This window comes from bacterium, from assembly GCA_030648955.1.
GTDB lineage: Bacteria > Patescibacteriota > Minisyncoccia > Phycocordibacterales > JAUSHB01 > JAUSHB01.
Genome location: JAUSHB010000013.1, coordinates 159,459 through 185,752, shown reverse-complemented (window position 1 = coordinate 185,752; position 26,294 = coordinate 159,459). Strand labels below are relative to the sequence as shown.

The window sequence follows — 26,294 nt, the reverse complement described above, 5'->3', positions numbered from 1 at the left end:
GTAGTGTGCAACTCCTGATGTGGTTTCTCCGGCTACAGTTGGGTCGGTGGAAGCATTCCAACTCAAGTTAATTTGAGACGAAGAAACTGCAGTTGCGGAAAGGTTGGTGGGAGTGGTAGGAGCGGTGGTGTCGGGGGTTAGTGGTGTTGCATCTAGTGTCGCATAGAATGACCAATGATAAGAACCTCCTGCAGGAGCAGTTGAGTATGTTGTGGGCATAACGCCATAAGTGTAAGCATACCATTTGGCTTGACCATTATAGTCGAGCTTGAATCCGAGACTGCTACTACTCGGGAGATATGTAAGCCAGTAGGTGCCTCCGGGAAGAGATGCTGGGGTGATGACAGTTGCCGTGTTCCAGCCGGTGGTGGGAGTGAATGAATTGGTTTCTGCCATCTTTGTGCCAGGACCTCCGCCGGGACCGGTTGCATCGTAGATACCGAGGCGGAGATTGCCACTCGCTGTGGTGACATAAAATGAAAGGCTTTGAATCGTTCCTGTTTGGGAGAGTGTCGTTTGTTGTGCGACAAGGAGATTGCCGTTGCCACTATCGTCTGTGGCTAAGATTGCGGTTTCACCAATGGTGATGGTTTGGGCTGAGGCGGGGTGGGGAAGAAATGCGGATAGTGCGATCAAAAAACTAAGCACGAACAACACACTTACCGTTTTTTGTGAAGTAAAAATGGGAAATTGGTTCATATATTATATGCGTGGCACAAGAACACAACAGTGCTACAGACCACGCCTACTTAATGATAAAAGTATGATTCTAGGTATATTTGAGATAGACCAAAGCCTAGATTTTTATAAGAGAAAATGAGCACAAACATGCAGTTTTAAGCAATAGTAGCAAGTAAAACTAGCATGTAATATTCCTACAGTACTTATACCTGAACTAGGGGTAAAATGCAACAGATCGAAGATTCCCACATCTCCATGTTGTTTTTTGTGCTCATGCACGTTAAGTTCAATTACAAGAAAATGTCTTCGATCATTTTTTTCTTTGTAAACGATTTGCCACCGACTTATATCAAAAAGTAAAACACCCCCTCTTCCGAGTGGGTGTTTTAAGTACATTACTTAAAAAAAACTACATCATTGAAAAAATAACCATTTTGAAATACACCCCCACAACAAGTGTTCCAAAAAAAATACCAATCGAAACAAGTATAGCCACAGGAAGAGCCCATGATGGCTCTTCCCTCTCCCACATCCTCATTACTTCGTGTTTTATTTCATCTTCTTGTGTGGAAAATTTCTGCGACGAATCTTCTAAGGGCATGCCTCGCCATTTAATACTCGCGGCAACAAATGCCATAAGAATAATTCCGATGGGTACTGCGGGGGTATCCCTAAAAAGTACGGCCATAGAAAATCCAACTGAAAACACGAATGCGTAAAGAAGTATTGTTCGATTGCAATACCAAAACGCGAAAATATCATTCTTCATTTTTCCACTCCTTGCTCCTTAATAGTTTGATTTCAATTGACTAGCCAATGTTTCCAAGGATAACGCTACTTGAAAAGGAGTTGCGAGTCAACATTGACCCGACCATAGAGACTATGTCTAATTTTTTTAACATCCGATGGGGTTGACACGATACCATAAAAAGTGTTAACTGTGAAAGGAAATGATTTTCCCCAATCACATATGGAGATTTATATGGATACAGGAAATGGGTTCAGTGATGGAATTGAGGTGACATCTGTATTTGTAAAGCCCGAAGACGTGAGAGGGGCTTTAGTAGTGTATGGTATTGATGCGAATGCTTTTAATCTTTCGTCAGATACCTGTTCTGGTATGCTCAGTTACATACGTCGCGGGAAACTGGATAGTACCTATAACACCGAAGCGCGTGTAGGTTTTATTAAGGATAACCTTGAAACTTTCAACGGTCGAATTGTTGAATATCGAGGAACACGCAGAAAGGTCACAGCGCTTCGGATTAAACCTATTGGAAAACTCGGTAATGACAAGAAAAACAATGGGGAAGGGGAATGTGGTGATATGCAAGCATGCATCAGGAAACTTAATGCTTCAAAAAAATCAGTGTGGGTTGATACCAATAAACTTACAATAATATAGTTAATTAGGAAAATTTTCTTCCAACCCGCTATGTTATGGCGGGTTTTGTTTTGGGTTTCCCCCATACACAATGATATTGTGTTAACATTATGGCTTACTAAAAACTTAAGAAGGAGTCCGCTGGTAATGATTTTTGAGTGATAACACGCTGGTATTTATTATTGTAAAAAAATACTTCTATGAATATGGGGGTTTACTTTATGTTTCTCCTGCGAGATAATTGATTGTAATTAAGAAATAAAAAAATATGAATTTTAAATTTGAAACAAACGATTCTCCTATTGATACCAGCGGAGCGAATGAACATTTAAACCCCCAAGAAATAGAGGAGATTGAGAGATTGGTTCGAGAGATAATGAACATGGACGAACTAGATGATATGGGAAAATTGGTACTTGCATCAAAAATAGCAGAAAAACCAGAAAATCTAGATTCTGATGCGGGAGAAGATGTATTAAGTGAGCAAGGTAAAATTGATATTATCAAGAGGGTTGGCGAGGAAATCAAAAAAATAACACAAACACCTCAATACAAAAAGGATTTGGAAAAAATAAAGAACGTGATGGGTACTCATGGCATGGAAGGACAAGGAAAAACGCGAAAAAAAGAAGATGAGTGGCGCAGACAACATGGGGCATAGGACTTTATTCCCGTTTTGAGTCACCGAACACACATATAATTATATCGTGCACTAAATTCTTGTAAAAAATAATCATTTCGCACTTACCCATTTACCACTCAACGCATATGTGTCCTGCCCACAATGGGGTTGACCTTTTATGCTATTTCCTCTATACTAGCAACACAAATCCGAGTTCCTGAGCGGATTTCATTTTAAGACTTTGATACCAAGAATTCGAATAAACAACCAGATACGTGCTGCAGAGCTTCGGGTAGTGACCGACGATGGTGAGAACTTAGGTGTCCTTTCGTTTCGTGAAGCAATTGAGGAATCAATAAAACGAGAACTCGATTTAATCGAAATCTCCCCCAATGCCGTCCCTCCTGTTGCGAAAATCATGGATTATGGTAAATTCCAGTATCAGCAGAACAAGAAACAAAAGGAAATCAAGTCAAAGTCCCATATTACGGAAACAAAAACGGTTCAGATAAAAATTGGGACTTCGGAACACGATTTAGAGCTCAAGGCAAAAAGTATTTCAAAGTGGCTTCGTGAAGGGCATCGGGTCAAGATTGATCTTTATATTGTCGGGAGAACCAAATATGCAGAGATGAGTTTTAAAAAAGAACGCCTCGGGAGAATTTTAAACCTCATATCCGAAGACTACAAAGTCTCAAGTGGGCCAGAGAAAGGGATGAAGGGTCTTACAATGACCATCGAGCGTTTCGTAAAAACCAGCAAACCCATCGAGAAACCAGCTGAATCGGTTCCTCCTGTTAAATCAACGGTAGACGGAGGTAAAGCCAACGTAGTAGAGCAAGTAAAAATCGGCGGTTTAAAAAATTAACGAAATAGGGTGAACGTAATTTCAAACTCCAGTGAAATACTTGCGCACCGCGCAAGGAAAAATCCGAAAGATTTTTATTTCACAGAGTGATGATTTTGTAGCTCACTTCGCACCACAGGAGTACTTCCAATTTCTATACTTGCATTGCTCGTAAGAAATTTAGGTCGTTCACCAAAACCTATCATGAAAACTAACAAATCATTCTCAAAACGAATTAAGGTAACAAAGAATGGTAAAATACTCCGAAGAAAAGCGGGGGGTAACCATTTTAATGCGAAAGAGCGCAGAGTAAAGCAACTTAATAAAAAGCGTGCTCTTCCGTTTATAATGACTCAAAGCGATATCAGCAGATTTTTAGCAAACTAATAAATCCCGACATACAGTCGGTATTCCGACTGAAACGTCAGGAACTTATCAACCTATCAACTAAATTGTTATGCCAAGAGTTAAAGGAGGGGTAAATGCATTAAAACGAAGAAGGAAAGTCCTTAAACAAGTTAAGGGATATCGCTTTGGCAGAAGCACCAAAGAACGCCAGGCGCACGAGGCGATTGTCCATGCGGGGAAATATGCATTCACCCATCGTCGCCAGAAGAAAAATGATTTTCGAAGACTTTGGAATATCAAGATTAATGCTGGGGTTCGACCATTTGGAATTTCTTACAGCAAATTCATCGGCGCACTCAAAAAGAAAGGTATCGCGCTTGATAGAAAAATCCTCGCCGAACTAGCTGAGTTCCATCCTGAAACATTTGAACGAATTGTGAAAGAAGTAAAATAGATTAAAAAAAATCCTCCGGCCTAAAGCGGAGGATTTTTTTAATTACCATAAAATCATTATCACCCCCTACCTCTTACATCTTTAGTAGACTCGCGGTCTTCAATTTTTTGTTTTTTAATAAGATCTATGACTTTTGCTACGAGAGATTTCGGGTCTTTGTCAAAAACCACATTCTCGCTTCCACGGTGTCCTTTTTCGAGAATGTTTCTAATTACTTCATCAGTCTCCCATGACCCTTCAAGAATTCCGACGGGCTTGCCATCTTCGTAGGCAATAGTAAATTCATTGATCGTCCCAATTCTACCACATCCGATAATAACAGCATCCGAAGAACGGGTAAGCAAGAGATTCCTCCCCGAGTATCCAAACCCCGTATAGATAATCATGTCGAGATAATCAAGTGGAAGCCCGTAGATCTCGGCGTGTTCCCTTTCGGTAGATGCAGGTGAAAGCCCGACAGAAACTCCTCCGCCTTCTTTTGCCCCCATGGTTGACCAGAACGGGAACCCCGTGGTCGCACCCGTTACCAAAATCGCTCCTTGTCCGACAATCTGCCTCCCCAGTTCCTGTGCCTTTTCCATAGCACCCTCCCCGCAATGTCCTGTTTCAGCAGCGCCTGAAACGCAGATCTTTAATTTCAAATGCTGGTGTTTTTCGTTGCCCATAAAATAATTTATCTCCTAATCTATTTGGATGATTGTAACATAATTTTCTATGTTTTTACCATTTTGAAACAGCCCTTTTGTAACCTGTACCCCACAACTTGTAACCTATTAATTTTTTACTCATCTTTCTTGCCTTACATGTTATAGGTTTTGTGTTAAAAGTTACAGGAGCTCTACTCGCTCTCCCTCCTCCGGCACAACAGTATTGACTCCAAGATAATCCCGAAGTTTCTGCGCAAAAAATAGAAGTGATTTCGGTTCTCCATGCACAAGAAAAACTTTTTTCACAGAATCTGCCGTATTTTCAACGAATTTAAAAAGTGCATTTGAGTCTTTGTGGGCAGAATACCCTTCAATGACCACAACTCGTGCACGCACGGGAATTTTCTCTCCTTTGATAATTACTTCTTTCGCCCCCTCTTCAAGCGCTCGCCCCAATGTTCCCACTGCCTGATAGCCAACGAGTAATAACGTGCTTTTGGGGTCAGGGAGATAGTTTTTTTCATGATGAAGAATCCTTCCTCCATTCGACATCCCCGATCCCGCCATGATAATCTTTGGGTTTTTTACATCCTTGATAGACATTGAATCCCTGCTATCGGAAGTAAATTTCAACATAGGGAAATTAAAAATGTCGTCACCCGTCCGAATATCAAATATTGTATCCTTGTTAAAATATTCCTCGTTTTTTTTGTAAACTTCAGTAACTTTTATAGCAAGTGGCGAATCGAGAAAAACAGGAACTTTCGGAATGCGGTTGTGTTCAACAAGTTCGTTGAGCTCAAATAAAAGATCCTGCGTTCGCTCGACAGAGAATGCCGGAATCATAAGAACTCCTCCGCGACTTATGGTGTCTTCAATCACATCTTCAAGCTTGCTCTTCCGCTCGTCCTTTTCTTCATGATTGCGATCACCGTATACAGCTTCCATAATCAAATAATCTGCGTCGTTGATTGTTTCCGTATCGCGAAGAAGCGGAGCGGGTGAATTACCAAGATCTCCCGTGAAAACAATTTTTTTATCCTGGTGGGTGAATTGTACCATCGCTGATCCGAGCACATGACCTGCATCTTTAAATACCGCACGAAACTCTTTACCAACAGTAACTTCACTATGATAAGGAATCCCCTCCCAAAGTCCCATTGTAGTTTCAACATCATGTTCATCGTAAAGAACTTCTTTTTTATTTTGTACCGCCTCTTTGCTTAAAACACGCATACTATCAAGAAGCATAATGTGACCAAGTTCTTTGGTAGGGTTAGTCGAGTATATTTTTCCACGAAATCCTTCACGGACGAGCTTCGGGATTCTCCCTATGTGGTCAATATGAGCATGTGTCACAAAAATTGCCTGTATAGTGGTGGGATCATAAGGAAATGGGTCGTGGTTTTTACGCTCCCCATTCTTTCCTTCTTGAAAAAACCCGCAATCTATGAGTATTTTTTCAGTCCCAGCCTTATTTTGTAGTAAAAAATTAGAGCCGGTTACAGTACGTGCGGCTCCATAAAATGATATTGACGGGTTGTTGGTGTTTTCCATGGTTGATTTTTTAACGAGTGAAATGAGTTTTTAAAATCATCACCGAGCACTTAGTTATTATCTTTCCCCTAGTATAACATAGAGTCTACTCCTAATTCCACCGGGTAATATTGAAGATTAAAGCTAAGTGCTCGGTTAAGAAAAATATCGTTTCCATGAAAAAGATAAAGAGGCGATAACCCCGCCCATAAGTCCTAAAAAAATATCGCTCATAGTATCGAATATGTCATAAGGGCTCCCGTGCGGAAATAGTATGTAAACAATATATTCAAAAATTTCCCATGCAATGGCAACTGCGCATACCGAAAGTATGCCGATAAAAAATGTATTTAAAGTATTTTGTGGTAACGTGTGTAAAAACCTCTCAGATAAAAAAACAATCCAGAGTACCGAGAGACCAATCCATAGACCCCCCGCGAAATGCATTGGCATATCAAACCACCAAATGCGCCAATACCAAGAAAAAGACAACGCAATAATTTGAAAGGCTAGAATGGTCAGTACAAAGAATACGAGAGACGGAGGAAATGATTTTTTGTTCATTTTGTTTTTTTCGAATACAAACCCCTCCACGCAATGGGAGGGGTTCATAGAAAGGGCTATTTGAGTATTTCCCTAGTTTTTTGCTAGGTGGGCATCCGCAACGTAATGCCGAAGCATGCCGCGATTTGGATTCCCTGAAAAAATTATTTAGTCTAGACAATACTTCAAATAACCCTGTCTTAATTGTAGACCCACCGAAATTTTTAGCAATAGAAAATTTATCGTTATATCACAAGGTGATTTTGGTGAAGGTCTGACCTTGGGGATTCCTGGGGCCTGCCGGCAGGCAGGCCGAACCGTAAAAATCCCTAAAACACTTCTTCGGAATAGACAAAATTGAAATCGTTTTTTTGATAATCAAATAATTCGTCGCTATTGAAAAATCGTTTGATTTCTTGCTCAGCAGATTCCTTGGAATCAGAAGCATGCGCGATATTTGATTGACTACTTAAAGAAAAGTCGCCGCGAATACTACCCGCATCAGCTTCATAACCTTTTGTGGGACCAATAATGAGCCGCGTTGCCGATATTGCGTTAATGCCGGAGAGTACCATAACCACAACCGGGGAAGATTTCATATAGTTTTTAAGTGTTTTAAAAAATGGTTTGTCTTTGTGGTGCACATAATGCTCTTCGAGGATCACGTCACCAAGTTCCATCATCTTCATTCCAACGATCTTGAGTCCTTTACGTTCAAAGCGATGAATGATCTCCCCAAGGAGACTCCGCTGAAGAGCATCGGGCTTCATAATAATCAACGTTCTTTCTTCTTTTGGGTGGAGCATAGCAATAAATGATTTAACAAATTAATTTTCGAATTCTATCACAGAGAAGCTATTTTGCATACTTTTTCATGATCTCCGCTTCAACCTCTGCGCGATCACGCCCATATTTCTGATACGAGAGTTCTTTAACATTTTGAGCAACCATTAAGTCCCCCCGAGTAAAGGGGAGTGTCTCAATATTAAACGGCTTTACTGGTTGGTTGCTTGACAACAAACGGAGGTAGGCGTTGTAATTGTCGAGATTCATAATGTCGTGCGCTGTAAATACGGGCGCGAATTGCGGTTCAAGGGTTTCCGCATCTTCCGCGCCAACACGAAATGCGACAAGAGAACCTACGTTACCAAACACTGCATCCTTGATCTTCTCATCAAGTTGCGCAATGAACTGATGGGCAACATTGAGAGAAAGCCGGTACTTGCGCGCTTCGGAAAGAATTGTTGCAATCGAATCAGTGGTAACATTTTGAAACTCATCAATATATAAATAAAAATCAGGCAACTTTTCATTAAGAGAATCGACGCGCGAGAGTGCCGCCATAAGAATCTTCCCCACAAGAATGAGGCCGATCAAATTTGAGTTGATGTCGCCTAACCGCCCCTTTGAAAGATTAACGAGAAGAATTTTTTTCTCGTCCATAATATGTCGAAAATTAAATGCCGATTTTTCCTGCGCGACAATCGGACGCATGATATCGTTCGCGAGAAACACGTCAAACTTGCTCGTGATGTAGGGGACGATATTTGCAAGAGATGCTTCGCCCCCCGCTTTTCCTGCAACTTCGCGCCAGAACTGCACAACGACAGGATTTTTGCATCGCGCAAGTTTAAGTTCTCGAAACATGGAACTTGAAAGCACGCGAGACACTTCAAGGAGCGTATTCCCTGTTGTGGGATCCTCAATCACAAGCATGGTCGCATTACGAAAATACTGTTCAAACATAGGACCGCCGGCAACTTTCATGTCAAAAAGTTTACTGAAAATCGACAACATTTCATTGACAACAAAAGTTTTCTGTTCAGGATAACGCGTATCATACTCGAGCATGTTAAGTCCCATAGGTCGTGCGGTATACGCAGGGTCAAAATATATTACATCGTCAATGCGTTCTTTTGGAATAATGCTTAAAATATCTGCGATGTCGGTCCCGTGCGGGTCGATCATGCAAACTCCATCGCCATTAACAATATCTTGCATAATCATATTTTTGAGAAGATTTGTTTTACCGGTTCCTGTCTGTCCAATCGCATAAAAGTGTCTCATTCTGTCCTCTCTTCCAAAATGAACTTGGGTTTCTCCTCCACGATATTTATTTAATCCAAGAATAATACCTTGGGATTGTATTCCTGCAGGAATCGATGCGGATGCCCCCTTGGCTTCTTTGAGGTGGGAGGATTGTATTTCATCGACCGGAAAGTGAAACATCGTCGTAAGTTCATCGGCATTGAGAGGGATTGCTTCATTTTCTGAAAATGCTCGGAATGAGAAGTCATACAGTGTGCGTGAAAGATGTCCTCCTTTGGCGCGTTTCCATGCGATACTATTCCCTTCCGTTTTTCCAAACTGATTGAACGCTGATTCAAGATCGGAGAGAATCGCCTCTGCGCGAGATTCGGTTTCCGCAGATGTAATAATGCGAATGTTTGTTTCAAAAATTGGAGAAGCTATTTTTTGTTCAAGCAGTTTTACGGTGGTTTCGTCAATGTGCTTTTCTTTCTCATCCTCATTCTTTTTGGGTGGTCCGGATATCAATTCCTTTGCAATCCCCAAAAATCCTTTTGTGATTTCTACGGCAATCCCCTGAAGCGCCTCTTTAAGGGATACTCCCTTCTTTACCTTAGTAAGCGCCATTTTGTAACGTTGATTATATGATTCACCTGATGGGGAAATTATGAGTTGCAGTGCGGCCCCCTCGCCGTCTTTTTTAATCTTGGAAAAAGCATTTACAATCACATGAAGCGGGTCATGATCAAATTCTTTATATGTTTTTATGGTGAGAGCGGGATTTCTTGCCGATATAGCAACCGAAGCGACAGTAACACCTTGGTCGTTAAATGGATTGTAATCTTCCTCGTGCTCTTTGATGCGTGCATGAGGATACACAGCAAGGATTTGCTTTTCAAATAGTTCCGCCCTTGAAGTGGGGGTAGCGGCATAAAAAATAACCTCTTCGCTTGCATTTCCATTACTCACCTCTAGTGCAAAATAATTTGCTGATACTCCTCGAGAATTTCCTCCAACCGAAAGCATGCCCGAATAAAAATGGCTCATCGCGGACACGAGCTCCGCAAATGTGTGCTTTTCACCTTCAGTGCGTACTGGTGGAAGTGTTACTTCATAGAGCTTCATGTGGAGGGCTTTTGAAAGAGGTGTACCCTCTTTAAGTCCTGGAATAACACTCCCATGCGCTAGGTACTGAACCAAAAAACGGTGAAAGTCATCTTCTATGTGAGGACTCCCAAGTTCCTCGCAAACCGAGAGTGCGTTTTTAATCCCCTTTTTCCCAAGAATTTCAATGAGTGAATCAAGTTTATGGTCATGCTCTGCGCTAAGCCCCCATGCAATTCCTTTAATCTCATCCATATTGATGCGATATTTTTCTTCAAGAATCTGCTCTGCGGGAGTAGCCTGATATGATTTGATCTCCCGCGAAATTGCTTCTGTGCGCGCGATAGTACCGCCGTGCTCTTTGAATTCATGCACACGCGATGCGATTTTTTTGTTTAAAAAATCAATTTCTTCTTGAGGGTGACCTAATTTTTTCGGCGCTTCAATAGAGGGCGTTGTTTCCATGATGTTAATTCAAAATGCAAATATCAAAATATAAAATTACAATCTAAAAATTTAAAGATGGGGGAATATTATTGTAACAGAATTTACATAAAAAATTTATACATACTAAGTATACCACCTAAGATTATTTAGTGAGCACCTCCGGATCTCCCTTGGTGATTAGTACAGTATGCTCAAAATGAGCACTTCGTTTGCCGTCCTTTGTTCTGAATGTATAGCCGTCTGCATTGAGATGTATTTTACCGCTCCCTTCGTTTACTACGGGCTCAATAGCAATAGTCATGCCTGCCTTCAATTCTATTCCTTCGCCGGGCTTTCCATAGTTTGGTATGTGCGGTTCTTCGTGTACTTCTGTTCCAATGCCATGTCCACCCAATTCTTCAACGATACTAAAACCATGCATCTTGATTACGCGAGAAACAGCTGAACCGATGTCTCCAATGTGATTTCCTGCACGTGCGACCTTGATTCCTGCCGCAAGCGCTTCGCGCGTTCCATCAATAAGTTTACGCGCACTGTCGTCAATCTCCCCCACGGGAACCGTACGCGCCGCATCAGAATGATATCCCTGATGTTTAATACCAAGATCAATACTCACAATATCTCCTTCTTTGAACTTCTTCTTTCCGGGAATACCGTGAACAACTTCGTCATTAGTTGATACGCAGAGTGTCGCAGGGTATGGCTTACTTGCTCCCTCTGGCCAATAATGAAGAAAAGATGGCTCATCCCCTAAACCAATAATTAATTTTTTCGCTAATTCATCAAGCTCCCCCGGAGTTTTTCCGGGAGTTATAACTTTTTCAACTTCATCCAAAACATGCGCGAGGCGTTTGCCACACTCGCGCATAATTTCGATCTCTTTTACTGTTTTAAACATTCCCATGATCGCTTTACTAAATTTAAAATTAAAAAATCAAAGTTCAAAATTCTCGTATTCGCCTACGGCGAATTCCATAATTTTACATTTTGATATTTACACTTTAATATTTTTTATGATTTCCTTGTGTACTTCTTCAAGCGGCCGCTCTCCGTTGATATCAAGAAAACGATATTCAGGGTGTTCTCGCAAGTGATTGACTGCAGGCAATACATCTGTTTCAAACCAATCAAGTCGCTTCTTGATTCTATCCTTGTTTTGATCGTCTGCTCGTCCTCGGTTTTGAAGACGGTCTTCCGCCCAGCTTCGAGAGACATTGAGATAAACAACGTATGCCGGCATACGATCATAAAACCGTATCGCAGAATCAAGGACGCGAGCCTCGTCGACTGAGCGCGGAGTCCCGTCACTTATAATATGCTCATTACCCTTGAGGTTTTCAATAAAAAGGTGCGACCACATCCACACCGCAAGAAAGCTTGGTTGAAGCTTCTCCTCTTGTGAAATAGCGAGCGAAAGCTTACTTGAAAGGCTATCGCCCTTGATAAAATCCCTGAAACGACTGCCTGTTTCCAAATAAAAAATCTCACGACCGGGGTCCTGTGTTTTAAGATATTTTTGAAGAAGATCGGCTTGTGTTCCCTTTCCGCAACCTGATCTGCCGATAAAAATGAATGTTTGAGGAGACATGGTATAAGTGTAAACTGTAAATATCAAAATGTAAAATTAACGAATTCGCCGTAGGCAAATACCTAAATTTTGAATTTTGATTTTTAAACTTTGCACTTTCTTAATACTCCCTCATAGAGATCTGCGCGTCAACTTTCTTAATGAGATCAAGAACAACTGAAACAACAATGAGGAGGGCGGTACCACCAACCGCAAGCGCGGTAATGCCGGTAATAGTTTTCATAATAAGAGGCAAGACAGCAATCACGCCGAGAAATGTCGCGCCAACAAGCGTGATGCGAGTCAAAATTTTACTGATATGAAGCGAGGTGGACGCCCCGGGACGAACACCGGGAATAAATGCGCCACCCTTCTGAAGATTGGTCGCAATAGAATCTGGATCAAACGTAACAGCCGTATAAAAATATGTAAAGAGAAATACCAACACAAAATAGAAAATGGAGTTTACCCATGTATTTGAAAGAAAACCGCCAACAGCTTTTGCTACACCGGAAACAACAGAGTTCCCCACCCCACCAAGGAAGTTAAGCAGAACTTGCGGGAAAATAAGAATCGAAAGTGCGAAAATAATTGGGATAACGCCCGCTTGATTAACACGCAAAGGAAGATACGTTGAAACGCCGCCATATACCTTCATCCCACGGACACGTTTTGCATAGGTAATAGGAATAGGGCGTTCTGCTTCGGTCACAATGACAACTCCTGCGATGATTGCGATTGCCGCAAGAATTCCTCCGATATATACCGGCAGTTGTGATACGTCAAAGGTATACAAAAGCTGGGAAGTGGTCGCGGGAAGACTAGCGACAATCCCCGCGAAGATAATGAGCGATACACCATTACCAATACCGAATTCTGAAATAAGCTCGCCAATCCACATAAGGAGAATTGATCCTGCGGCAACGATAATTATGTTCACAAGAAAATCAAACCCCGCAAGACTGCCAATTACTCCCTGACTTTTAAGATAGAATAAAAGTCCGAACCCTTGCGCAAGGGCGAGAGGAACCGCAAGGAGTCGTGAATATTGGGTAAATTTTTTCTTTCCCATTTCTCCTTCATCATGGTAAAGCGCCTTGAGTTTTGCGGACATCATGGTCAAAAGCTGCATGATGATTGAAGCGGTAATGTATGGCCCAACACCCAACATCACAATTGAAACCGCAGAAAGCCCACCACCGGTAATGACATTGAGAAATCCGAGTGCTTGATTGCCCGCAAGAAGCTCGTCGAGCCGTGCTCCCCCCGCAGCAGGAATAGGGATGTTTGCAAGAAAGCGAAAAATGACTAGCGCAAAGAAGACAAACAAGATTCTTTTGCGAAGAATACTGTCTTGTATAATAAGCTTTGTTTTTTGTAAGAAATCGTTCATAAGTAAAATAAAAAATTAAATATCAAAATGTAAAACTACAGTCTAAAATTGAAAAATTTTTTCATTTTTCCCGTTCTTTTATTTTATAACTTTCACTTGTGATTTTGAACTTTGATTTTTAATTTTTACATTTGCTACACTTCCCCCCACTTTCTTGATCTTTTCCAAAGCGCCTTTGGATATTTCGCACCCCGAAACAATTATCTTGGAGGTGATGTCGCCGTCACTCAAAATTTTCACTCGTGGATACGTATAACCTTTCTTCAAGATAACACCTTTTGCAGCCAATGTCGCTGGATTGATTTCTCCGCCTTTGGGGAATGCGTCGTTGATAGTCTTAAGAGAAACAACAGTGACCTTTTTACTTAAGGAAGTAAAACGACCATGAGTACTTGTTCCTCGTAGTTTCGGAAATTTTTTGATCATATCTCGAAGTTCAGGACGTTTTTTTCTTCCTGCGCGAGCATTCTGACCTTTTGTTCCACGACCGGAAGTTTTTCCACGCTTACCACCACGTCCAATTTGACGCTTCTGTTTGCTTTTTGTATTTCGTTTTAATTCGTGTATCTGCATGTTGATTAGCTTTTAGCTTCTTCCGCTTGTTTCGCCTCAAATGTTTTTAAAGGATGAGAGACTATTGAAGTTTTATGGGACTCACCCGCTTTTTTCTTCGATTCTGCGAATGTGCTCAGTGCCTTTACTGCGACTCGAGCAATGTTAAGCTTATTCTTACTTCCTGAAAGAACTTTTGCCGTCACATCTTTGATTCCAGCAAGATGAAGCACGTTTCGCACGGAACTTCCCGCGATAATCCCTCGTCCCAAAGCGGGCATCATAATAATGCGGGCGCTTGAAAATTTTTCCTTAACATCATGAGGGATTGACATGTTCTTGGTGAGTTTAATCTTGATCATGTTTCTCTTCGCGCTTCGCATCGCTTTCTCAATTGCAAGTGCAGTATCGCCGGCTTTTCCGATACCAACACCGACCGAACCCTTGCGATCTCCCGCAACAAGCGCAACACTAAAGGCGAACCTGCGCCCTCCAGCAACAACGCGAGTTACTCGCCTTACATTGATTACCTTATGCTCAAATTCAGGGCGTGCACGTTCATGAGAAAAACGATGTGGTCTTCCACCACCCCCTCGCCTTCCACTCCCTCCTTTCCCTGTGGGACGATGATTTTGTCGAAAATTTCTAGTATCTCTCCCGCCCTGGGCAACAGGCTTCCCGGGAGCTGTTGATACTATTGGTGTTGAAACTTCTTTAGATTCTACGGGAGTTTCTTTCACGGGTTGAGCTGTTTTGCTTTGGATATCCATGTTTTTTATTAATTTTTAGTTTCGTTAGCTCCTGAAGCTATATTATTTTAAAATACAAGCCCTCCCTCTCGAGCACCTTCCGCCAATGCTCTTACTCGTCCCGCGTAAGAAAATCCTCCGCGGTCGAAAACGACCTTGGTAATATGTTTCTTTTTGGCTTCCTCTGCAAGGGTTGTACCGGTTTTTTTAGCACGTTCCATTTTAGTTTTCCCCTTCACGGAATGGTCTGATGCGGACATAAGTGTTTTACTTTTCTCGTCATCAATAAGTTGCGCATAAATAAACTTATTTGATCGAAATACCGAAAGACGGGGCAATGTCAAAGTACCAGAGATTTTTGCCCTGATGCGCTTGCGTCTGCGATCACGCTTTGCTGTTTTTATGTTTGATGATTTCATGTTTAGTTAGTTTCTAGTTGGTAGTTATTAGTTTTTAGTTTTAAAGATTCTCCCATTTTTTTCTAAAAACTACAAACTATTTAACTGAAAACTTTGTTAGACCGATTTCTTTCCTTCCTTCCTTCTGATAACTTCTTTCTCGTAACGTATACCTTTTCCCTTATATGGTTCCGGTTTCTTGAGATCTCTCAATGATGCCGCAAAATAACCGACAAGTTCTTTATTAATCCCAGAAATTGTTATGATTGTTTTTTCGATTACCACTGAAATACCTTTTGGTATGGGAACCGTTATTTTATGTGAGAAACCAAGGTTAAATATCATATTTTCACCTGAAACTTCTGCGCGAAATCCGATACCCTCCACGATAAGTTTTTTTTCAAATTTCTTATTCACTCCTGCAATCATATTTTTTATATGAGCAGCATAGGTTCCCCAAAGAGCTTGCGTTGTAGCAGTTACTTCTTTTGGAATAAGATTGATCGCGTTCTCGGTGATTGTTATATCGATTGTGTTATTGAAGGGACGTGAGAGTTCCCCGAGCGGTCCCTTAACGGTAATAACACCATCATGCTGTATGACTTCAGTTTTTGCTGGTATGGAAATAATTTGTTTTCCGATTCGTGACATATGTGTGTTATTCGTTTATAGCGTCGCTATTACCAAATTTTAAACAACGCCTCCCCGCCAACGTGTTCTTTCCGCGCATCTTTCCCAGTAAGTATTCCTTTAGGAGTGGAGAGAACGAGAAGCCCGTGTCCATTTCGTACCGGTCTTACATCTCCTGTGCCATAGTATACTCTTTTAGATGGCCTTGAGATGCGCGATACACCACTAATCTTTGGCTTTTTGTCGATATCGTAAGTTACTTCAAGCTCTATGAATTTTTTTGCTTTTTTACCACGTTTTGCTACAGATTTCAAATATCCTTCATCCACCAAAATACTAGCGATTGAAAACTTGAGTTTAGAATAAGGAACAAGCGCAAAAGATTTGCCCGCCGTCGCGGTATTTTTGATATTCACTAACATGTCTGCAATTGGATCCATTGATGTAGTCTATAAAGTTTATAAAGTCGAAAGTCTTTAAAGTCTTATGTCCACTTTATGGACTTTATGACTTTCTACTTCTTCTACCAGCTTGATTTCTTAACTCCTGGAATCATACCTTCGTTTGCATATTCTCGAAAACAAATACGACAAAGGTTGAAATCTCGCATATAGCCGCGCTTACGACCACAACGAAAACAGCGACGCACGATACGACTGCTAAATTTTGGTTTCTTGTTTGCTCGCGCAATAACTGATGTTTTTGCCATAATAATTAAGAAGCTTCTAGCTTCTTAAGCTTCGTTAGCTGCTTAGCTTTTAAATATTTTGAAGCTTTGGAAGCTATTGAAGCTTTTTCTCCTGTCCAATATCACACCTTTTTCCTTCTAAACTCTGCTTTAAAACAATAATTCAGAAGGAGAGAGGTGGATTGGACGGAATTTGAATAAAAACAATGCTCAATGAGCGTGTGGGTATCTTAACAAATCAGCGGATATTGTCAAACCTTTGTAGGCTACATTCAACATTTTAACGCAACGCCTATTTCTTCTTTTTCGCTCTTTTTTTCTTTTCTTCTTCCACGCCTTGTTTTTTGAAGGGAACACCAAGAAGCTCGAAGAATGCGGTGGCTTCATCTTTGTTTTTCGCGCTCGTTACGATAGTAACCGACATACCAAAGACATCTTTGAGATCTTCGTCGACGGTCTCTGGAAAAATCGTCTGTTCTTTGAGTCCGAGAGTGAGGTTCCCCATAACATCAATGCTTTTTCTATTATATCCCCGGAAGTCACGCGTTCTTGGTGCCGCAATATTAATGAATTTATCGAGAAATCCATACATTCTGTTTTTTCGGAGCGTTGCGATAACGCCAATCTTTTCACCCTCACGAAGCTTAAACGATGCGATGGATTTTTTCGCTCCTCGCAATGTTGGCTTCTGCCCCGTGATTTTTGCAAGACGGTCCGCAACAAGCTCATTCCTGCCTTTTTGCTTTGAAGACCCTGTGGTACTGCTCACGATCACCTTAACGAGGCGCGGTGCTGCCATCGGATTTTTATACCCAAATTGCCCCTTGAGTGTATCGAATGCTTTTTTTTCTTTTATTTTGACTGATTCCATGATAGTTAGTTTTTAGTTGGTAGTTATTGGTTTTTAATTTTAGTTTGAAAGATTCTATCGTTTTTTCTCTAAAAACTACAAACTATTTAACTGAAAACTTTGTTATAATTCCGTGCCGCTTTTTTTTGCAATGCGAATTCGTTTCCCGGCTGCAATTCTTACCCCAACACGTGTCTGTTTTCCAGATTTTGGATCTTCAACCATGACATTGGAAACATGGATGGGCATCGCGATATCAATGATTTGCCCCTTTTGTCGTCCTTTACCAGCTCGCTGGTGTTTTTTGCGCATATTTATCCCCTCCACAACAACCCTAGAGTCTGCCGGCAAAGCGCGCACCACTTTTCCTTTTTTGCCTTTATCTTTTCCGGCAATCACTATTATGTTGTCTCCTTTTTTTATTTTCATGATATATATCTTAAACGACTTCCGGCGCAAGCGACACAATCTTCTGAAATCCTAATTCGCCGATCTCACGGGGGATTGGACCGAAAATTCTTCCCGCCGTCGGTTCTTTCTTTTCTTTTTCGACAAGAACGACCGCATTTTCATCGAATCGAATATACGAACCGTCATCACGCTTAAATGCATTACGCTGGCGGACAACAAGTCCGTACACGACGTCATTCTTCTTTGCCGCTTTTCTTGGTTCCGCAACACGAACAGAAAGAACGACAATATCGCCAATCTGCGCGTAGCGCTTTTTGGAGCTTCCCAGCACTTTGAATACTCGCCCGATTTTTGCTCCGGAATTGTCTGCTATTTTTACAATGGATCGCGGTTGAATCATAGTATTATTCTTCGACAACAATAAATGTCTTATCTTTTGATATCGGCCGAGTCTCCTCTATAAGCACAGTGTCGCCGATTTTGTACTTATTGTTCTCATCATGCGCTTTATATTTTTTGCTGATTCTCATGAATTTTCCGTATTTGGGATGCTTCTCAAAACGGTGCGTCAAGACAACAACCGTCTTCTGCATTTTATCAGAAACAACGACACCCTTTATCCTTTTTTTATTTTTTTTATCTTTATGTTCCATGGTTTAATTTTAGTATACTAGCATGTTAGTAGTGTCTTGGTTTTAATCTAAAATACTATCTACTAAGATATTAAGTTACTTTTTTCTCATCAGTTTCTCTTGCTCCCAGTAATGTTAATATTCTCGCAATCTGCTTGCGTAATGCCAACGCTTCCTTTACATTCTTGATTTTACTGCCCGAAACATTGAAACGAAACTGGCGAAGCGATTCACGCTTTTCTCCAAGCTCCTTACGAAGGTCAGTGGATGGTTTGTTTTGTATGTCTTGCATGATCTTGTATTCTAGCTTTTTCGACAACAACGTCAATGTTACATTCCTTCGCGTGCAACAATTTTAGTCTTAATGGGAAGTTTTGCACCAGCCTTACGGAGTGCTTCTGTTGCAATGCTTTTTTCGACACCGTCAACCTCAAAAATAATCCTGCCAGGTCTTACTTCAGCCTGATACCCTTGAGGATCCCCCTTTCCCTTGCCCATGCCCACTTCCGCAGCCTTTTGGGTGAACGGACGATCTGGGAAGACGCGGATCCATATCTTTCCTGCCTTATCAAGTGTTCTGCTGATGGTTTTACGACCCGCTTCAAGTTGCTTAGATTCTATGCGTCCTGCAGTTTGTGCTTTCAACCCAAAAGAGCCGAAGGCGAGCGTAATGCCCCTGGTTTCAGGAGAGACCTTTTTAGGATTTCTCCGGCGAGTTTGCCATTTTCTAAATTTTACTTTTTTAGGAAACAACATGGTTTTTATTTTTTCTCAAACACCTGTCCTTTGTAAATCCAAACCTTGATGCCGATTACGCCATAAGGAAGATATGCTTTCTCGCGTGCAAAATCAATATCCGCACGGAACGTCTGTAGTGGCACTCCACCGCGCTTGATCCCTTCATTTCGGCTCATATCGGCACCGCCGAGACGGCCCGACATGGCAATCTTTGCTCCCTTGACATCGCGGTTTGCCATTACTTTTTCAATCGTTTGCTTCATCACCATTCTGAAAGGAAGACGCTTCTCAAGACCTTCGGCGATCATTTGACCAACAATGGCCGCATTTGATTCCGGCGATTTTATCTCTTCAATATCAATTTTAAAATTAGCAGGAATAGGAAGCTTGAGCTTCTTCGCGTACTTCATAATATCTTCGCGAAGTTTGGTTGCACCCTCGCCACTTCGTCCAATAATCATTCCCGGACGAGAAGTTCTGATGATAACGCGGAATGCTTTTTCATTTCGCTCCATTTCAACACCAGCGATGTACATGCCACGGAGGCGCTTGGTGAGATACTCACGCAACATAATATCTCCACGGAGAAATTCGCGGTATTCTTTTTTGCCACCAAACCAACGGGCCCTCCAGTCCCTGATGATTCCTAGTCTATGTGAATATGGATGCACTCGATGCGACATAAATAAAATTAAAAATTTAAATATTAAAGTTCAAAATTATTGTATCGCCGAGGGCGATTCCTTAATTTTGATTTTTGCACTTTTATTTTTGATTTTTGATTGTTCTTGCTTTGCAAGAACAATCACGATGTGGCTCGTGCGCTTCCTAATAGGAGATGCTGATCCTCGTGCGCGTGGCATAGACCGGCGAAAAACAATTCCTTTATCCACGCGAATATCTTTCACCATAAGTTCTGCACGCGTTGCACCAAAATTGTGTTCGGCATTCGCAATCGCAGAATTCAAAAGTTTTTCAATCGGATTTGATGCGCGCTTGGAAAGAAACTTGAGCTGCGCCAATGCCATAAGAACAGGTTTACCCTTAATAAGGTCTGATGCAAGGCGGACCTTTCGGGGAGATTGACGGTATGTTTTTAGGGTTGCGGAAATCATAGATTATTTTTTAGGTGCTACCGGAGCTTTTGATTCAGTTGTAGCCGCTTTTGCAGATTGTGCCGCAGTAATTTCAGCCTCTTTCTTCTTTGTTTCAAGCTCTTTCTGCATCTTACCTCCGTGGCGAAGGAATTTCTTTGTTGGTGAGAATTCTCCTAAACGATGCCCCACCATTTCTTCTGTTACTAACACATCGACATGTACCTTGCCATTATAGACACCGAAGGTAAACCCTACCATTTCCGGGGCGATCTGGCTCGCGCGCGACCATGTTTTAATAACTCCGGTTTGAAGCGGTTTCTTGCCTGCAATTTTTTTCAAAATTGAAGGGTGTATGAATGGTCCTTTTTTAAGTGATCGGGTCATGCCAATTTTCGTTATGAACGCAAGTGAATTACAAAATTGAACACCGAGCACTCAGTGTAGTATCATCAAATACTAGCCGACAAACACGGTTTTCAGTCGTAAAAAATAACGAGGGTGTTACTTGAACTGAGTGCTCGGTTAAATAAATTATAGTCGCCCAAGCAAAGCTAGGACTCCTTAATTTAAATTAAAACAATCCCGAGTGCGGGATTGCTTCACATACTATACAAATCAGGAGCGGATGTCAAATTACACGATATTACAGGACAAGATATCCGGCAGGAGAACAATTGAATGTTATTGCGTTGCAAGAAACTATTCCATCCAAGGACTGTCCTTAGAACTCTATGAACCTTGCGTTATACGGAGGTTGGGCCTCACCTCCGTAGTCAAGTTACTGCATAAGGTATCCCTTGGGATCACAACTTCTTGTGTCCCCTATACAGTATTGGCAACTACTGTTAGCTGATAGTTGCCCGAGGCATTGATTTATTGCGGAACAACCAGTAAGTTGTGGGCACTGATAAACTTGGATGGTTTTTGTTACCGCAGCGCCGCTAACAACTGGCCATGCGCTTTTGCAGTCTCCACTAAGACAGAGTGTTGGTGTTGCAATGTTGCCTCCCACAACAACATTTGACACCGCCGTCAGTAACCCATTCACCGTCAGTGCTCCTGCTTTCACTTGAGTCACACCTCCCACATTTATTGGCGCATCAGTGTTTCCCCCTGTTGGTGTTGCCGTAGGAGGTGCCCATGTGGCGTAGGTGTAGGAGATACCGATTGAGAGAATGATGGCGAGGAGGAGAGTGCGGAGGGAGGTGGGGATGTTCATGGTATTATAAAGTTAATGGTTAATAATTTGATTATTTATTTTCCTACTAAAGTTTTAAGAATTCTCATATCATCTTCCAATTTCTCAATACGACTTTCGTGAGCGCGAATGAGAAGGTTTTCGATACGATCAAGACGAGTGTCCATGCCGTCAAGACGCACATCAATACCATCAAGACGTGTGTCGATACCATCAAGGCGTGTATCAATACCGTCAAGGCGCGTATTAACCTGCTCAAAGCGTTTATCAACTACATCGAAACCGCTCTTGGTTATCCGCGCTAAATCTTCAATGGTTACTTTTTTCTTTGCCATATTTCTTAATTCTACACCACACCCAGGGTATTACAAATTTCAATTTTAACTTAGGATTTTTCTTATTACTAAACTGCCGAACAACTCGCACTCTGCCATTGATTATTACCGTTAACGCAAGGCCATTGAACATCAGGTTCTTGATAGGTACATGTATTACTGGTTGAAAGTTGACCTGTGCAATTTGTGGGACAATACGATGTAGTACCACCCTCGTTTATTGATCTTTGAATATTTGGGCATTGATAAAATTGGGTTCCACCTGATGCCGCAGCACAATTCACCGATCCGTCAGGATTAACTCCAACCAAAAAATTTCCGCCACTACACGTACCCGTAACGCGCTTCTGAATTCCCCCGGCGCCAATTCCAGCCGAAATACAATTATTCCCATTTCTATCACAATATTTATCAGCGCCCACATTCCCTATCACTCCAAGCGTAAGACCTCCTGGAGGGGTTCCTGCTCCTCCAACCATAAGCTTTGACACCGCCGTCAGTAACCCATTCACCGTCAGTGCTCCTGCTTTCACTTGAGTCACACCTCCCACATTTATTGGCGCATCAGTGTTTCCCCCTGTTGGTGATGTTGAGGGAGGTGACCATGCCGCATAGGCATAGGAGACGCCGATTGAGAGAATGAGAGCAAGGAGAAGGGTGCGGAGGGATGTGAGAATGTTCATAAAGTTTGTAAGATAGATAAAGTTTATAATTGGCTAATTTTGTTGCATTGATTTAAGTAGGGCATCAGACTCTTTGGCTTGCTGGTCAAGTTCTGCTTGTGTAGGCGGTTTGATATTTCTTTCCTGTATAATCTTTTTTGATGCTTCGGCCTGTTGTTTGAGTTCAGCTTCTGTGGGCGGTTTAATGTTCCTGTCTTGTATAATTTGCTGTGATTCCATAGCTTGCTGTGCTAAAAGCGCTTTTTGTGCGGCTAGTTTTGCGTCTTCACGAGCTTTTTGCTCTAGCGCGGCTTGCTGTGCTGCTTGCTCATCTTTATTTACACTATTCCCGGAAAAACCGCCCGTAATTCCCCATATTATCGCTAAAATAATGACGGCAACAACAACAAGTGCGCTAATCACCACAATACTTCGGTGAGCATGACTTGTTGTACCAGTATTATTTTGAAGATTTTGTTGATCCATAGGTTAATAAAATTTACTTTTTAGAATTCATTAAATTTGAAATTCCGCTCATTGTTGCGCGTTGGACTATAAACCCCCAACGAATCTTTACAGCCAGGGTCATCATTACCAGCATTGTTATCGATACGAGTATCTCCATCATTATCAATGCCATCGGAGCATTGGGTGTATGGCGCACTACACGAAACCGGAGAACCCCCGTTCGCACACGTCCAACTCCAAGAATATGGAGCGGTTGTATTGTTGTTGGTAACAAGAGGTGTTGATCCATCACTGCAAAGATTTGCGGATATTGGTCCTGTTGGAGGTGCAACTGGAACATTATTTGCAATTCCACAGCCTACTGGAGGCAGTGTCCCGATTGGAGTAAACACAACTCCGTAACTTGGCTCACCAACCGTTGAGGCAAATTTAACCCACCCAACCACATCACCACCCCATGCAAATCCAGTGAGTTTATTTGTTGCGGAATTTAGAGTAATGCCATAATTTGGTTCGCCAACTGTCGAGCGAAGTTTGATCCATCCGTCCCAGCCACCAGAAGCTAACCCGGGACCACTTCCAGAACAAGAAGACGCAGGAACCCCAAGAATATTCTGACATCCCGCAAGCGCGCGCGCCCAACCGCTCATATAGGGTGTTGGAGACCAAGTAATTTGTGCAATTGGTCCAACTCCTGAACCTATATCACTTGACGGCGGATTGCCCGTCTTATTTCGGTCAAAACTTATCCAACCAATATTTGAGCTCCATGCTGTTCCCGTAATATCACTTTTTGCCCCCGGAGTAAATCTTAATGTGTCATTAGCGATATGAACACCGTAGTTAGACGTGCCACAATTTTCGAGTGGGTTTATGCAATTAAACGAAATCCAACCAATATTTGAGCTCCATGCATAACCAGATAAGTTGTCTGTTGAACCAGCCGATACTATTTGAGTTTCTGTTGCTCCCCCTCCAAAAATAAACCACCCGCCCAGCACCGAGAGAATAACGGCGAGAGTTATTGATAATAGTGTGTGTCTAAGTGGTTTAAAAAATTGCATAGAAAAAGTGCTTATGTAGAATAGTATACAACTATTTAGACAATTATTCCGCACGCGAGGATGTGGATAACCCCCCGCCATCTTATTAAGATGGCGGGGGGTTAAGTTTCTATTTTTACGCTTTTTACTTCTTTTTCCTTCTTGAAACGATCAGTGCATTTGAATATTTTTTTGGAGTCCTTGTCTTTCTACCGCCGGTGATCTTGCCCCACATTGTTTTAGGACGCTTGGTGCCACGACCTTGACGGCCTTCACCGCCGCCGTGTGGATGATCAACAGGGTTCATTGCAGTTCCACGAACGGTTGGGCGAATACCGAGCCATCGTGAACGACCGGCTTTGCCAATATTGCGCAACTTGCGTTCTTCGTTTGAAACTTCACCCATGCACGCCCATGCTGTTTCTATGATTCTCCTGATTTCTCCTGATGGCATTTTAAGATCAGTAAATCCTCCATCGTGCGCCACAATTTCCGCAAAGTTTCCCGCTCCACGCGCTAACTTTGCTCCCCCCTTGGGATGGATTTCAATGTTATATACAAATGCTCCAACAGGAATATTTTTGAGCGGCATTCGATTTCCCGCAGAAAGCGGTGCTTTCTCTGACACGATAAAAGTATTTCCCGGACGAAAACCCTTGGGCGCAATAACATATCTCTTTTCTCCATCAGCATAGGTCGAAAGTGCAATAAATGCTCCGCGATTCGGATCATATTCGATTGTTTGTATCTTTGCCGGAATATCGAATTTGTTATACATAAAATCAATATCTCGATACAGCCGCTTGTGACCTCCACCCTTGTGCCTCACCGTGATACGCCCTGCATTATTTCTTCCCACATGCCGTTTTCTGCCCTTGGTGAGTTTTTTGAGAGGAGTTGACGTAGTAATCACGCCACGGTAAGGAACCGTGATTGTGTGACGCTGTGATGGGGTTGTTGGTCTATAGGTCTTCATATAATTATTTTTTAAATCTCAATACTCAATGATTTTAGTGCTTGAAAATTGGTTTATTGATAATTGTAAATTATTGTTCTACACGAACTCAATCTTGTCTCCATGCTTGAGGTACACAATAGCCTTTTTGATTGCGCTTTGCACTCCCTTTTTCCCTCTTGAAAATACTTTCTTGGCAGGAAGATTGATAATGTGAACCCTTGTTGGAGTCACCTTATATATGTTTGTTACTGCCGTGGCAACTTCTTTTTTGTTAGCTTTCGGATGGATCTCGAATACGTAGGTATTTTTTTCCGCGAGCATAGAAGATTTTTCGGTTATGCGTGGTCGAAGCAACACAGACGAAAAACCCTCCTCTGTTACTTGGACATTCATCCCTTCCTTGACTTCATGTTGGCGAGGAGGCAGACCGACAGGTACAACAACTGAATTTGTTTTCACGCTCTTTTTCTCCCTTCCTTGGATCACCTTTGTTGAGACAGTATTTTTTTTCTTTTTTGATGTATTAAAAATAGCCATGATGGTTTTTTATGATCGTGCAACAGCTTTTTTGAGGCGCTCTTCCAAGAACTTAATGCTTTCTTTTGGATTTACAATGACGATGAATTTACTCTTGAGCGAATTCATTGGATTAAGATTTCGCGCTTCGTCCAATTCTATATTGTTGAAATTTCTAAAACTTTTTGTAAGATTTTCATCTTTTTTGGGGATAGCAAAATATGCCGCATTATTTTTCTTCTGAATCGCTCTAAACCCCTTGATTCCAGAAAGTGATGCGATCACTTCTTTTGCCTGTTTTGTTTTTGGGGTATTGAACGAAAGAGCGTCGAGAAGGATGATCTCGCCGTCTTTTGCCTTTCGTGACAACACCGTATACAGAGCTTTTATCCTCATTTTCTTGTTAACTTTGCGCTCATAGCTTTTATCCTTGAGCGGTCCGTGAGTAACCCCACCCCCTTTCCAAATAGGAGATCGACTCGATCCATGTCGAGCGCGACCCGTACCCTTCTGGCGCCATGGCTTCTTGCCACCGCCACGCACCTCTCCTCGTCCTTTCGTGTGAGCAACAGGTGTTCGAGCATTCCCTTCCATGGCAACCACCACCTGGTGAACAAGGTCACCATTCCACGGCAACGCAAAGACGCTTTCCGGAAGTTTGTATGTTCCGACTTCTTTGCCTTCAGTGTTGTAAACTTTTGCTTCTGTCATAAAATTTAGCTTCTATAGCTTCCTGAGCTTCGTTAGCTTCGTTAGCTTCGAAAGCTT

37 protein-coding genes and 1 pseudogene are annotated in these 26,294 nt (G+C 41.9%); 5 read left to right on the top strand and 33 right to left on the bottom strand.

Annotation, left to right across the window (positions count from 1 at the left end; genetic code table 11):
- Together Q7S11_04095 and Q7S11_04090 are read right to left on the bottom strand one after the other, a co-directional pair.
- Positions 1–699 (bottom strand): hypothetical protein (locus Q7S11_04095; GenBank protein MDO8572918.1); only part of this gene is annotated, 699 nt, incomplete at its 3' end.
- Positions 700–1,090: 391 nt separating this feature from the next.
- Positions 1,091–1,450 (bottom strand): hypothetical protein, encoded by a 360-nt coding sequence (locus tag Q7S11_04090; GenBank protein MDO8572917.1) that lies wholly within the window; start codon positions 1,448–1,450, stop codon positions 1,091–1,093.
- 213 nt (positions 1,451–1,663) lie between these two features.
- Between Q7S11_04090 and Q7S11_04085 the strand changes: the two genes are divergently transcribed.
- The 5 genes from Q7S11_04085 to rplT all read left to right on the top strand — a co-directional run bounded on the left by Q7S11_04085 (position 1,664) and on the right by rplT (position 4,336).
- Entirely contained in the window at positions 1,664–2,086 is a 423-nt protein-coding gene (locus Q7S11_04085) for a hypothetical protein (GenBank protein ID MDO8572916.1), read from the top strand.
- A gap of 247 nt (positions 2,087–2,333) precedes the next feature.
- Positions 2,334–2,726, top strand: a complete 393-nt coding sequence (locus Q7S11_04080; protein ID MDO8572915.1) for a hypothetical protein — start codon at positions 2,334–2,336, stop codon at positions 2,724–2,726.
- A 202-nt stretch (positions 2,727–2,928) separates the two neighbouring features.
- Complete coding sequence (gene infC / locus Q7S11_04075; GenBank protein MDO8572914.1) at positions 2,929–3,555, top strand: translation initiation factor IF-3; 627 nt, start codon at positions 2,929–2,931, stop codon at positions 3,553–3,555.
- Between the two features lie 183 nt (positions 3,556–3,738).
- On the top strand, positions 3,739–3,921 hold the full coding sequence (locus Q7S11_04070; GenBank protein ID MDO8572913.1) for a 50S ribosomal protein L35: 183 nt from the start codon (positions 3,739–3,741) through the stop codon (positions 3,919–3,921).
- A gap of 70 nt (positions 3,922–3,991) precedes the next feature.
- Positions 3,992–4,336, top strand: coding sequence for a 50S ribosomal protein L20 (gene rplT / locus Q7S11_04065; GenBank protein MDO8572912.1), 345 nt, complete (start codon positions 3,992–3,994; stop codon positions 4,334–4,336).
- 59 nt (positions 4,337–4,395) lie between these two features.
- On the opposite strand, the gene Q7S11_04060 is transcribed toward rplT, so the two are convergent.
- The 31 genes and pseudogenes from Q7S11_04060 to rplD form a co-directional block, all read right to left on the bottom strand.
- Complete coding sequence (locus Q7S11_04060) at positions 4,396–5,001, bottom strand: hypothetical protein (protein MDO8572911.1); 606 nt, start codon at positions 4,999–5,001, stop codon at positions 4,396–4,398.
- Between the two features lie 162 nt (positions 5,002–5,163).
- On the bottom strand, positions 5,164–6,540 hold the full coding sequence (locus tag Q7S11_04055) for an MBL fold metallo-hydrolase (GenBank protein ID MDO8572910.1): 1,377 nt from the start codon (positions 6,538–6,540) through the stop codon (positions 5,164–5,166).
- A 135-nt stretch (positions 6,541–6,675) separates the two neighbouring features.
- Positions 6,676–7,083: a hypothetical protein gene (locus tag Q7S11_04050; GenBank protein MDO8572909.1), complete on the bottom strand. Its 408-nt coding sequence runs from the start codon at positions 7,081–7,083 to the stop codon at positions 6,676–6,678.
- A 308-nt stretch (positions 7,084–7,391) separates the two neighbouring features.
- Positions 7,392–7,868 (bottom strand): nucleoside-diphosphate kinase, encoded by a 477-nt coding sequence (gene ndk / locus Q7S11_04045; protein MDO8572908.1) that lies wholly within the window; start codon positions 7,866–7,868, stop codon positions 7,392–7,394.
- Between the two features lie 49 nt (positions 7,869–7,917).
- Positions 7,918–10,659: a type IV secretion system DNA-binding domain-containing protein gene (locus Q7S11_04040; protein MDO8572907.1), complete on the bottom strand. Its 2,742-nt coding sequence runs from the start codon at positions 10,657–10,659 to the stop codon at positions 7,918–7,920.
- Positions 10,660–10,783: 124 nt separating this feature from the next.
- Positions 10,784–11,545, bottom strand: coding sequence for a type I methionyl aminopeptidase (map, locus tag Q7S11_04035; protein MDO8572906.1), 762 nt, complete (start codon positions 11,543–11,545; stop codon positions 10,784–10,786).
- 90 nt (positions 11,546–11,635) lie between these two features.
- Positions 11,636–12,229, bottom strand: a complete 594-nt coding sequence (locus Q7S11_04030; GenBank protein ID MDO8572905.1) for a nucleoside monophosphate kinase — start codon at positions 12,227–12,229, stop codon at positions 11,636–11,638.
- A gap of 100 nt (positions 12,230–12,329) precedes the next feature.
- A complete protein-coding gene (gene secY / locus Q7S11_04025; protein MDO8572904.1) occupies positions 12,330–13,601 on the bottom strand; it encodes a preprotein translocase subunit SecY in 1,272 nt (423 codons plus the stop codon).
- Between the two features lie 78 nt (positions 13,602–13,679).
- On the bottom strand, positions 13,680–14,174 hold the full coding sequence (locus tag Q7S11_04020) for an uL15 family ribosomal protein (GenBank protein MDO8572903.1): 495 nt from the start codon (positions 14,172–14,174) through the stop codon (positions 13,680–13,682).
- Between the two features lie 5 nt (positions 14,175–14,179).
- Positions 14,180–14,923: a 30S ribosomal protein S5 gene (locus Q7S11_04015; GenBank protein MDO8572902.1), complete on the bottom strand. Its 744-nt coding sequence runs from the start codon at positions 14,921–14,923 to the stop codon at positions 14,180–14,182.
- Positions 14,924–14,970: 47 nt separating this feature from the next.
- Complete coding sequence (gene rplR, locus Q7S11_04010) at positions 14,971–15,321, bottom strand: 50S ribosomal protein L18 (GenBank protein ID MDO8572901.1); 351 nt, start codon at positions 15,319–15,321, stop codon at positions 14,971–14,973.
- 96 nt (positions 15,322–15,417) lie between these two features.
- Entirely contained in the window at positions 15,418–15,951 is a 534-nt protein-coding gene (gene rplF, locus Q7S11_04005; GenBank protein MDO8572900.1) for a 50S ribosomal protein L6, read from the bottom strand.
- 29 nt (positions 15,952–15,980) lie between these two features.
- Positions 15,981–16,370, bottom strand: coding sequence for a 30S ribosomal protein S8 (gene rpsH, locus Q7S11_04000; GenBank protein ID MDO8572899.1), 390 nt, complete (start codon positions 16,368–16,370; stop codon positions 15,981–15,983).
- A gap of 83 nt (positions 16,371–16,453) precedes the next feature.
- Positions 16,454–16,639: a type Z 30S ribosomal protein S14 gene (locus tag Q7S11_03995; protein ID MDO8572898.1), complete on the bottom strand. Its 186-nt coding sequence runs from the start codon at positions 16,637–16,639 to the stop codon at positions 16,454–16,456.
- A gap of 271 nt (positions 16,640–16,910) precedes the next feature.
- Positions 16,911–17,489 carry a 50S ribosomal protein L5 gene (gene rplE, locus Q7S11_03990; GenBank protein MDO8572897.1) on the bottom strand — a complete coding sequence of 193 codons (579 nt, stop codon included), beginning with the start codon at positions 17,487–17,489 and terminating at the stop codon, positions 16,911–16,913.
- Positions 17,490–17,591: 102 nt separating this feature from the next.
- On the bottom strand, positions 17,592–17,897 hold the full coding sequence (rplX, locus tag Q7S11_03985; protein ID MDO8572896.1) for a 50S ribosomal protein L24: 306 nt from the start codon (positions 17,895–17,897) through the stop codon (positions 17,592–17,594).
- A 10-nt stretch (positions 17,898–17,907) separates the two neighbouring features.
- A complete protein-coding gene (rplN, locus tag Q7S11_03980) occupies positions 17,908–18,279 on the bottom strand; it encodes a 50S ribosomal protein L14 (protein MDO8572895.1) in 372 nt (123 codons plus the stop codon).
- Positions 18,280–18,283: 4 nt separating this feature from the next.
- Positions 18,284–18,532, bottom strand: a complete 249-nt coding sequence (gene rpsQ, locus Q7S11_03975) for a 30S ribosomal protein S17 (protein MDO8572894.1) — start codon at positions 18,530–18,532, stop codon at positions 18,284–18,286.
- Positions 18,533–18,602: 70 nt separating this feature from the next.
- Positions 18,603–18,803: a 50S ribosomal protein L29 gene (rpmC, locus tag Q7S11_03970; GenBank protein MDO8572893.1), complete on the bottom strand. Its 201-nt coding sequence runs from the start codon at positions 18,801–18,803 to the stop codon at positions 18,603–18,605.
- Between the two features lie 38 nt (positions 18,804–18,841).
- Positions 18,842–19,267, bottom strand: coding sequence for a 50S ribosomal protein L16 (gene rplP / locus Q7S11_03965; protein MDO8572892.1), 426 nt, complete (start codon positions 19,265–19,267; stop codon positions 18,842–18,844).
- A 5-nt stretch (positions 19,268–19,272) separates the two neighbouring features.
- The gene (gene rpsC, locus Q7S11_03960) at positions 19,273–19,932 is read right to left on the bottom strand and encodes a 30S ribosomal protein S3 (GenBank protein ID MDO8572891.1); all 660 of its coding nucleotides are present in this window, start codon (positions 19,930–19,932) and stop codon (positions 19,273–19,275) included.
- A 105-nt stretch (positions 19,933–20,037) separates the two neighbouring features.
- Positions 20,038–20,364, bottom strand: a pseudogene (gene rplV / locus Q7S11_03955) (50S ribosomal protein L22).
- 3 nt (positions 20,365–20,367) lie between these two features.
- Entirely contained in the window at positions 20,368–20,730 is a 363-nt protein-coding gene (gene rpsS / locus Q7S11_03950) for a 30S ribosomal protein S19 (GenBank protein MDO8572890.1), read from the bottom strand.
- Between the two features lie 394 nt (positions 20,731–21,124).
- Complete coding sequence (locus tag Q7S11_03945; GenBank protein MDO8572889.1) at positions 21,125–21,565, bottom strand: hypothetical protein; 441 nt, start codon at positions 21,563–21,565, stop codon at positions 21,125–21,127.
- A 35-nt stretch (positions 21,566–21,600) separates the two neighbouring features.
- Positions 21,601–21,879 carry a hypothetical protein gene (locus tag Q7S11_03940; protein ID MDO8572888.1) on the bottom strand — a complete coding sequence of 93 codons (279 nt, stop codon included), beginning with the start codon at positions 21,877–21,879 and terminating at the stop codon, positions 21,601–21,603.
- 68 nt (positions 21,880–21,947) lie between these two features.
- The gene (locus tag Q7S11_03935; protein MDO8572887.1) at positions 21,948–22,562 is read right to left on the bottom strand and encodes a hypothetical protein; all 615 of its coding nucleotides are present in this window, start codon (positions 22,560–22,562) and stop codon (positions 21,948–21,950) included.
- A gap of 33 nt (positions 22,563–22,595) precedes the next feature.
- Positions 22,596–23,027 carry a hypothetical protein gene (locus tag Q7S11_03930; protein ID MDO8572886.1) on the bottom strand — a complete coding sequence of 144 codons (432 nt, stop codon included), beginning with the start codon at positions 23,025–23,027 and terminating at the stop codon, positions 22,596–22,598.
- 20 nt (positions 23,028–23,047) lie between these two features.
- Positions 23,048–24,073, bottom strand: coding sequence for a hypothetical protein (locus Q7S11_03925; protein MDO8572885.1), 1,026 nt, complete (start codon positions 24,071–24,073; stop codon positions 23,048–23,050).
- Positions 24,074–24,197: 124 nt separating this feature from the next.
- On the bottom strand, positions 24,198–25,028 hold the full coding sequence (gene rplB, locus Q7S11_03920) for a 50S ribosomal protein L2 (protein MDO8572884.1): 831 nt from the start codon (positions 25,026–25,028) through the stop codon (positions 24,198–24,200).
- 78 nt (positions 25,029–25,106) lie between these two features.
- Entirely contained in the window at positions 25,107–25,547 is a 441-nt protein-coding gene (gene rplW / locus Q7S11_03915) for a 50S ribosomal protein L23 (protein ID MDO8572883.1), read from the bottom strand.
- A gap of 9 nt (positions 25,548–25,556) precedes the next feature.
- Positions 25,557–26,237, bottom strand: a complete 681-nt coding sequence (gene rplD, locus Q7S11_03910; protein ID MDO8572882.1) for a 50S ribosomal protein L4 — start codon at positions 26,235–26,237, stop codon at positions 25,557–25,559.
- Between the last annotated feature and the right edge of the window lie 57 nt (positions 26,238–26,294).

What these genes read in the sequence shown, in the direction of transcription:
- Q7S11_04070 (MDO8572913.1), top strand. Translation starts at nt 3,739, where the DNA reads ATGAAAACTAACAAATCATTCTCAAAACGAATTAAGGTAACAAAGAAT.
- Q7S11_03940 (MDO8572888.1), bottom strand. Translation starts at nt 21,879, where the DNA reads ATGGCAAAGAAAAAAGTAACCATTGAAGATTTAGCGCGGATAACCAAG.
- Q7S11_03925 (MDO8572885.1), bottom strand. Translation starts at nt 24,073, where the DNA reads ATGCAATTTTTTAAACCACTTAGACACACACTATTATCAATAACTCTC.
- Q7S11_04055 (MDO8572910.1), bottom strand. Translation starts at nt 6,540, where the DNA reads ATGGAAAACACCAACAACCCGTCAATATCATTTTATGGAGCCGCACGT.
- ndk (MDO8572908.1), bottom strand. Translation starts at nt 7,868, where the DNA reads ATGCTCCACCCAAAAGAAGAAAGAACGTTGATTATTATGAAGCCCGAT.
- Q7S11_04060 (MDO8572911.1), bottom strand. Translation starts at nt 5,001, where the DNA reads ATGGGCAACGAAAAACACCAGCATTTGAAATTAAAGATCTGCGTTTCA.
- rplW (MDO8572883.1), bottom strand. Translation starts at nt 25,547, where the DNA reads ATGGCTATTTTTAATACATCAAAAAAGAAAAAAAATACTGTCTCAACA.
- rplP (MDO8572892.1), bottom strand. Translation starts at nt 19,267, where the DNA reads ATGTTGTTTCCTAAAAAAGTAAAATTTAGAAAATGGCAAACTCGCCGG.
- Q7S11_04090 (MDO8572917.1), bottom strand. Translation starts at nt 1,450, where the DNA reads ATGAAGAATGATATTTTCGCGTTTTGGTATTGCAATCGAACAATACTT.
- rplT (MDO8572912.1), top strand. Translation starts at nt 3,992, where the DNA reads ATGCCAAGAGTTAAAGGAGGGGTAAATGCATTAAAACGAAGAAGGAAA.
- map (MDO8572906.1), bottom strand. Translation starts at nt 11,545, where the DNA reads ATGGGAATGTTTAAAACAGTAAAAGAGATCGAAATTATGCGCGAGTGT.
- Q7S11_03945 (MDO8572889.1), bottom strand. Translation starts at nt 21,565, where the DNA reads ATGAACATCCCCACCTCCCTCCGCACTCTCCTCCTCGCCATCATTCTC.
- secY (MDO8572904.1), bottom strand. Translation starts at nt 13,601, where the DNA reads ATGAACGATTTCTTACAAAAAACAAAGCTTATTATACAAGACAGTATT.
- Q7S11_03935 (MDO8572887.1), bottom strand. Translation starts at nt 22,562, where the DNA reads ATGAACATTCTCACATCCCTCCGCACCCTTCTCCTTGCTCTCATTCTC.
- Q7S11_04015 (MDO8572902.1), bottom strand. Translation starts at nt 14,923, where the DNA reads ATGGATATCCAAAGCAAAACAGCTCAACCCGTGAAAGAAACTCCCGTA.
- rplR (MDO8572901.1), bottom strand. Translation starts at nt 15,321, where the DNA reads ATGAAATCATCAAACATAAAAACAGCAAAGCGTGATCGCAGACGCAAG.
- rplN (MDO8572895.1), bottom strand. Translation starts at nt 18,279, where the DNA reads ATGATTCAACCGCGATCCATTGTAAAAATAGCAGACAATTCCGGAGCA.
- Q7S11_04080 (MDO8572915.1), top strand. Translation starts at nt 2,334, where the DNA reads ATGAATTTTAAATTTGAAACAAACGATTCTCCTATTGATACCAGCGGA.
- rplB (MDO8572884.1), bottom strand. Translation starts at nt 25,028, where the DNA reads ATGAAGACCTATAGACCAACAACCCCATCACAGCGTCACACAATCACG.
- Q7S11_03995 (MDO8572898.1), bottom strand. Translation starts at nt 16,639, where the DNA reads ATGGCAAAAACATCAGTTATTGCGCGAGCAAACAAGAAACCAAAATTT.
- rpsC (MDO8572891.1), bottom strand. Translation starts at nt 19,932, where the DNA reads ATGTCGCATCGAGTGCATCCATATTCACATAGACTAGGAATCATCAGG.
- rpsH (MDO8572899.1), bottom strand. Translation starts at nt 16,370, where the DNA reads ATGGATCCAATTGCAGACATGTTAGTGAATATCAAAAATACCGCGACG.
- Q7S11_04020 (MDO8572903.1), bottom strand. Translation starts at nt 14,174, where the DNA reads ATGCAGATACACGAATTAAAACGAAATACAAAAAGCAAACAGAAGCGT.
- Q7S11_04030 (MDO8572905.1), bottom strand. Translation starts at nt 12,229, where the DNA reads ATGTCTCCTCAAACATTCATTTTTATCGGCAGATCAGGTTGCGGAAAG.
- rpmC (MDO8572893.1), bottom strand. Translation starts at nt 18,803, where the DNA reads ATGCAAGACATACAAAACAAACCATCCACTGACCTTCGTAAGGAGCTT.
- rpsQ (MDO8572894.1), bottom strand. Translation starts at nt 18,532, where the DNA reads ATGGAACATAAAGATAAAAAAAATAAAAAAAGGATAAAGGGTGTCGTT.
- Q7S11_03930 (MDO8572886.1), bottom strand. Translation starts at nt 23,027, where the DNA reads ATGGATCAACAAAATCTTCAAAATAATACTGGTACAACAAGTCATGCT.
- rplX (MDO8572896.1), bottom strand. Translation starts at nt 17,897, where the DNA reads ATGAAAATAAAAAAAGGAGACAACATAATAGTGATTGCCGGAAAAGAT.
- rplD (MDO8572882.1), bottom strand. Translation starts at nt 26,237, where the DNA reads ATGACAGAAGCAAAAGTTTACAACACTGAAGGCAAAGAAGTCGGAACA.
- Q7S11_04085 (MDO8572916.1), top strand. Translation starts at nt 1,664, where the DNA reads ATGGATACAGGAAATGGGTTCAGTGATGGAATTGAGGTGACATCTGTA.
- rplE (MDO8572897.1), bottom strand. Translation starts at nt 17,489, where the DNA reads ATGGAATCAGTCAAAATAAAAGAAAAAAAAGCATTCGATACACTCAAG.
- rplF (MDO8572900.1), bottom strand. Translation starts at nt 15,951, where the DNA reads ATGTCACGAATCGGAAAACAAATTATTTCCATACCAGCAAAAACTGAA.
- Q7S11_04040 (MDO8572907.1), bottom strand. Translation starts at nt 10,659, where the DNA reads ATGGAAACAACGCCCTCTATTGAAGCGCCGAAAAAATTAGGTCACCCT.
- Q7S11_04050 (MDO8572909.1), bottom strand. Translation starts at nt 7,083, where the DNA reads ATGAACAAAAAATCATTTCCTCCGTCTCTCGTATTCTTTGTACTGACC.
- rpsS (MDO8572890.1), bottom strand. Translation starts at nt 20,730, where the DNA reads ATGACCCGATCACTTAAAAAAGGACCATTCATACACCCTTCAATTTTG.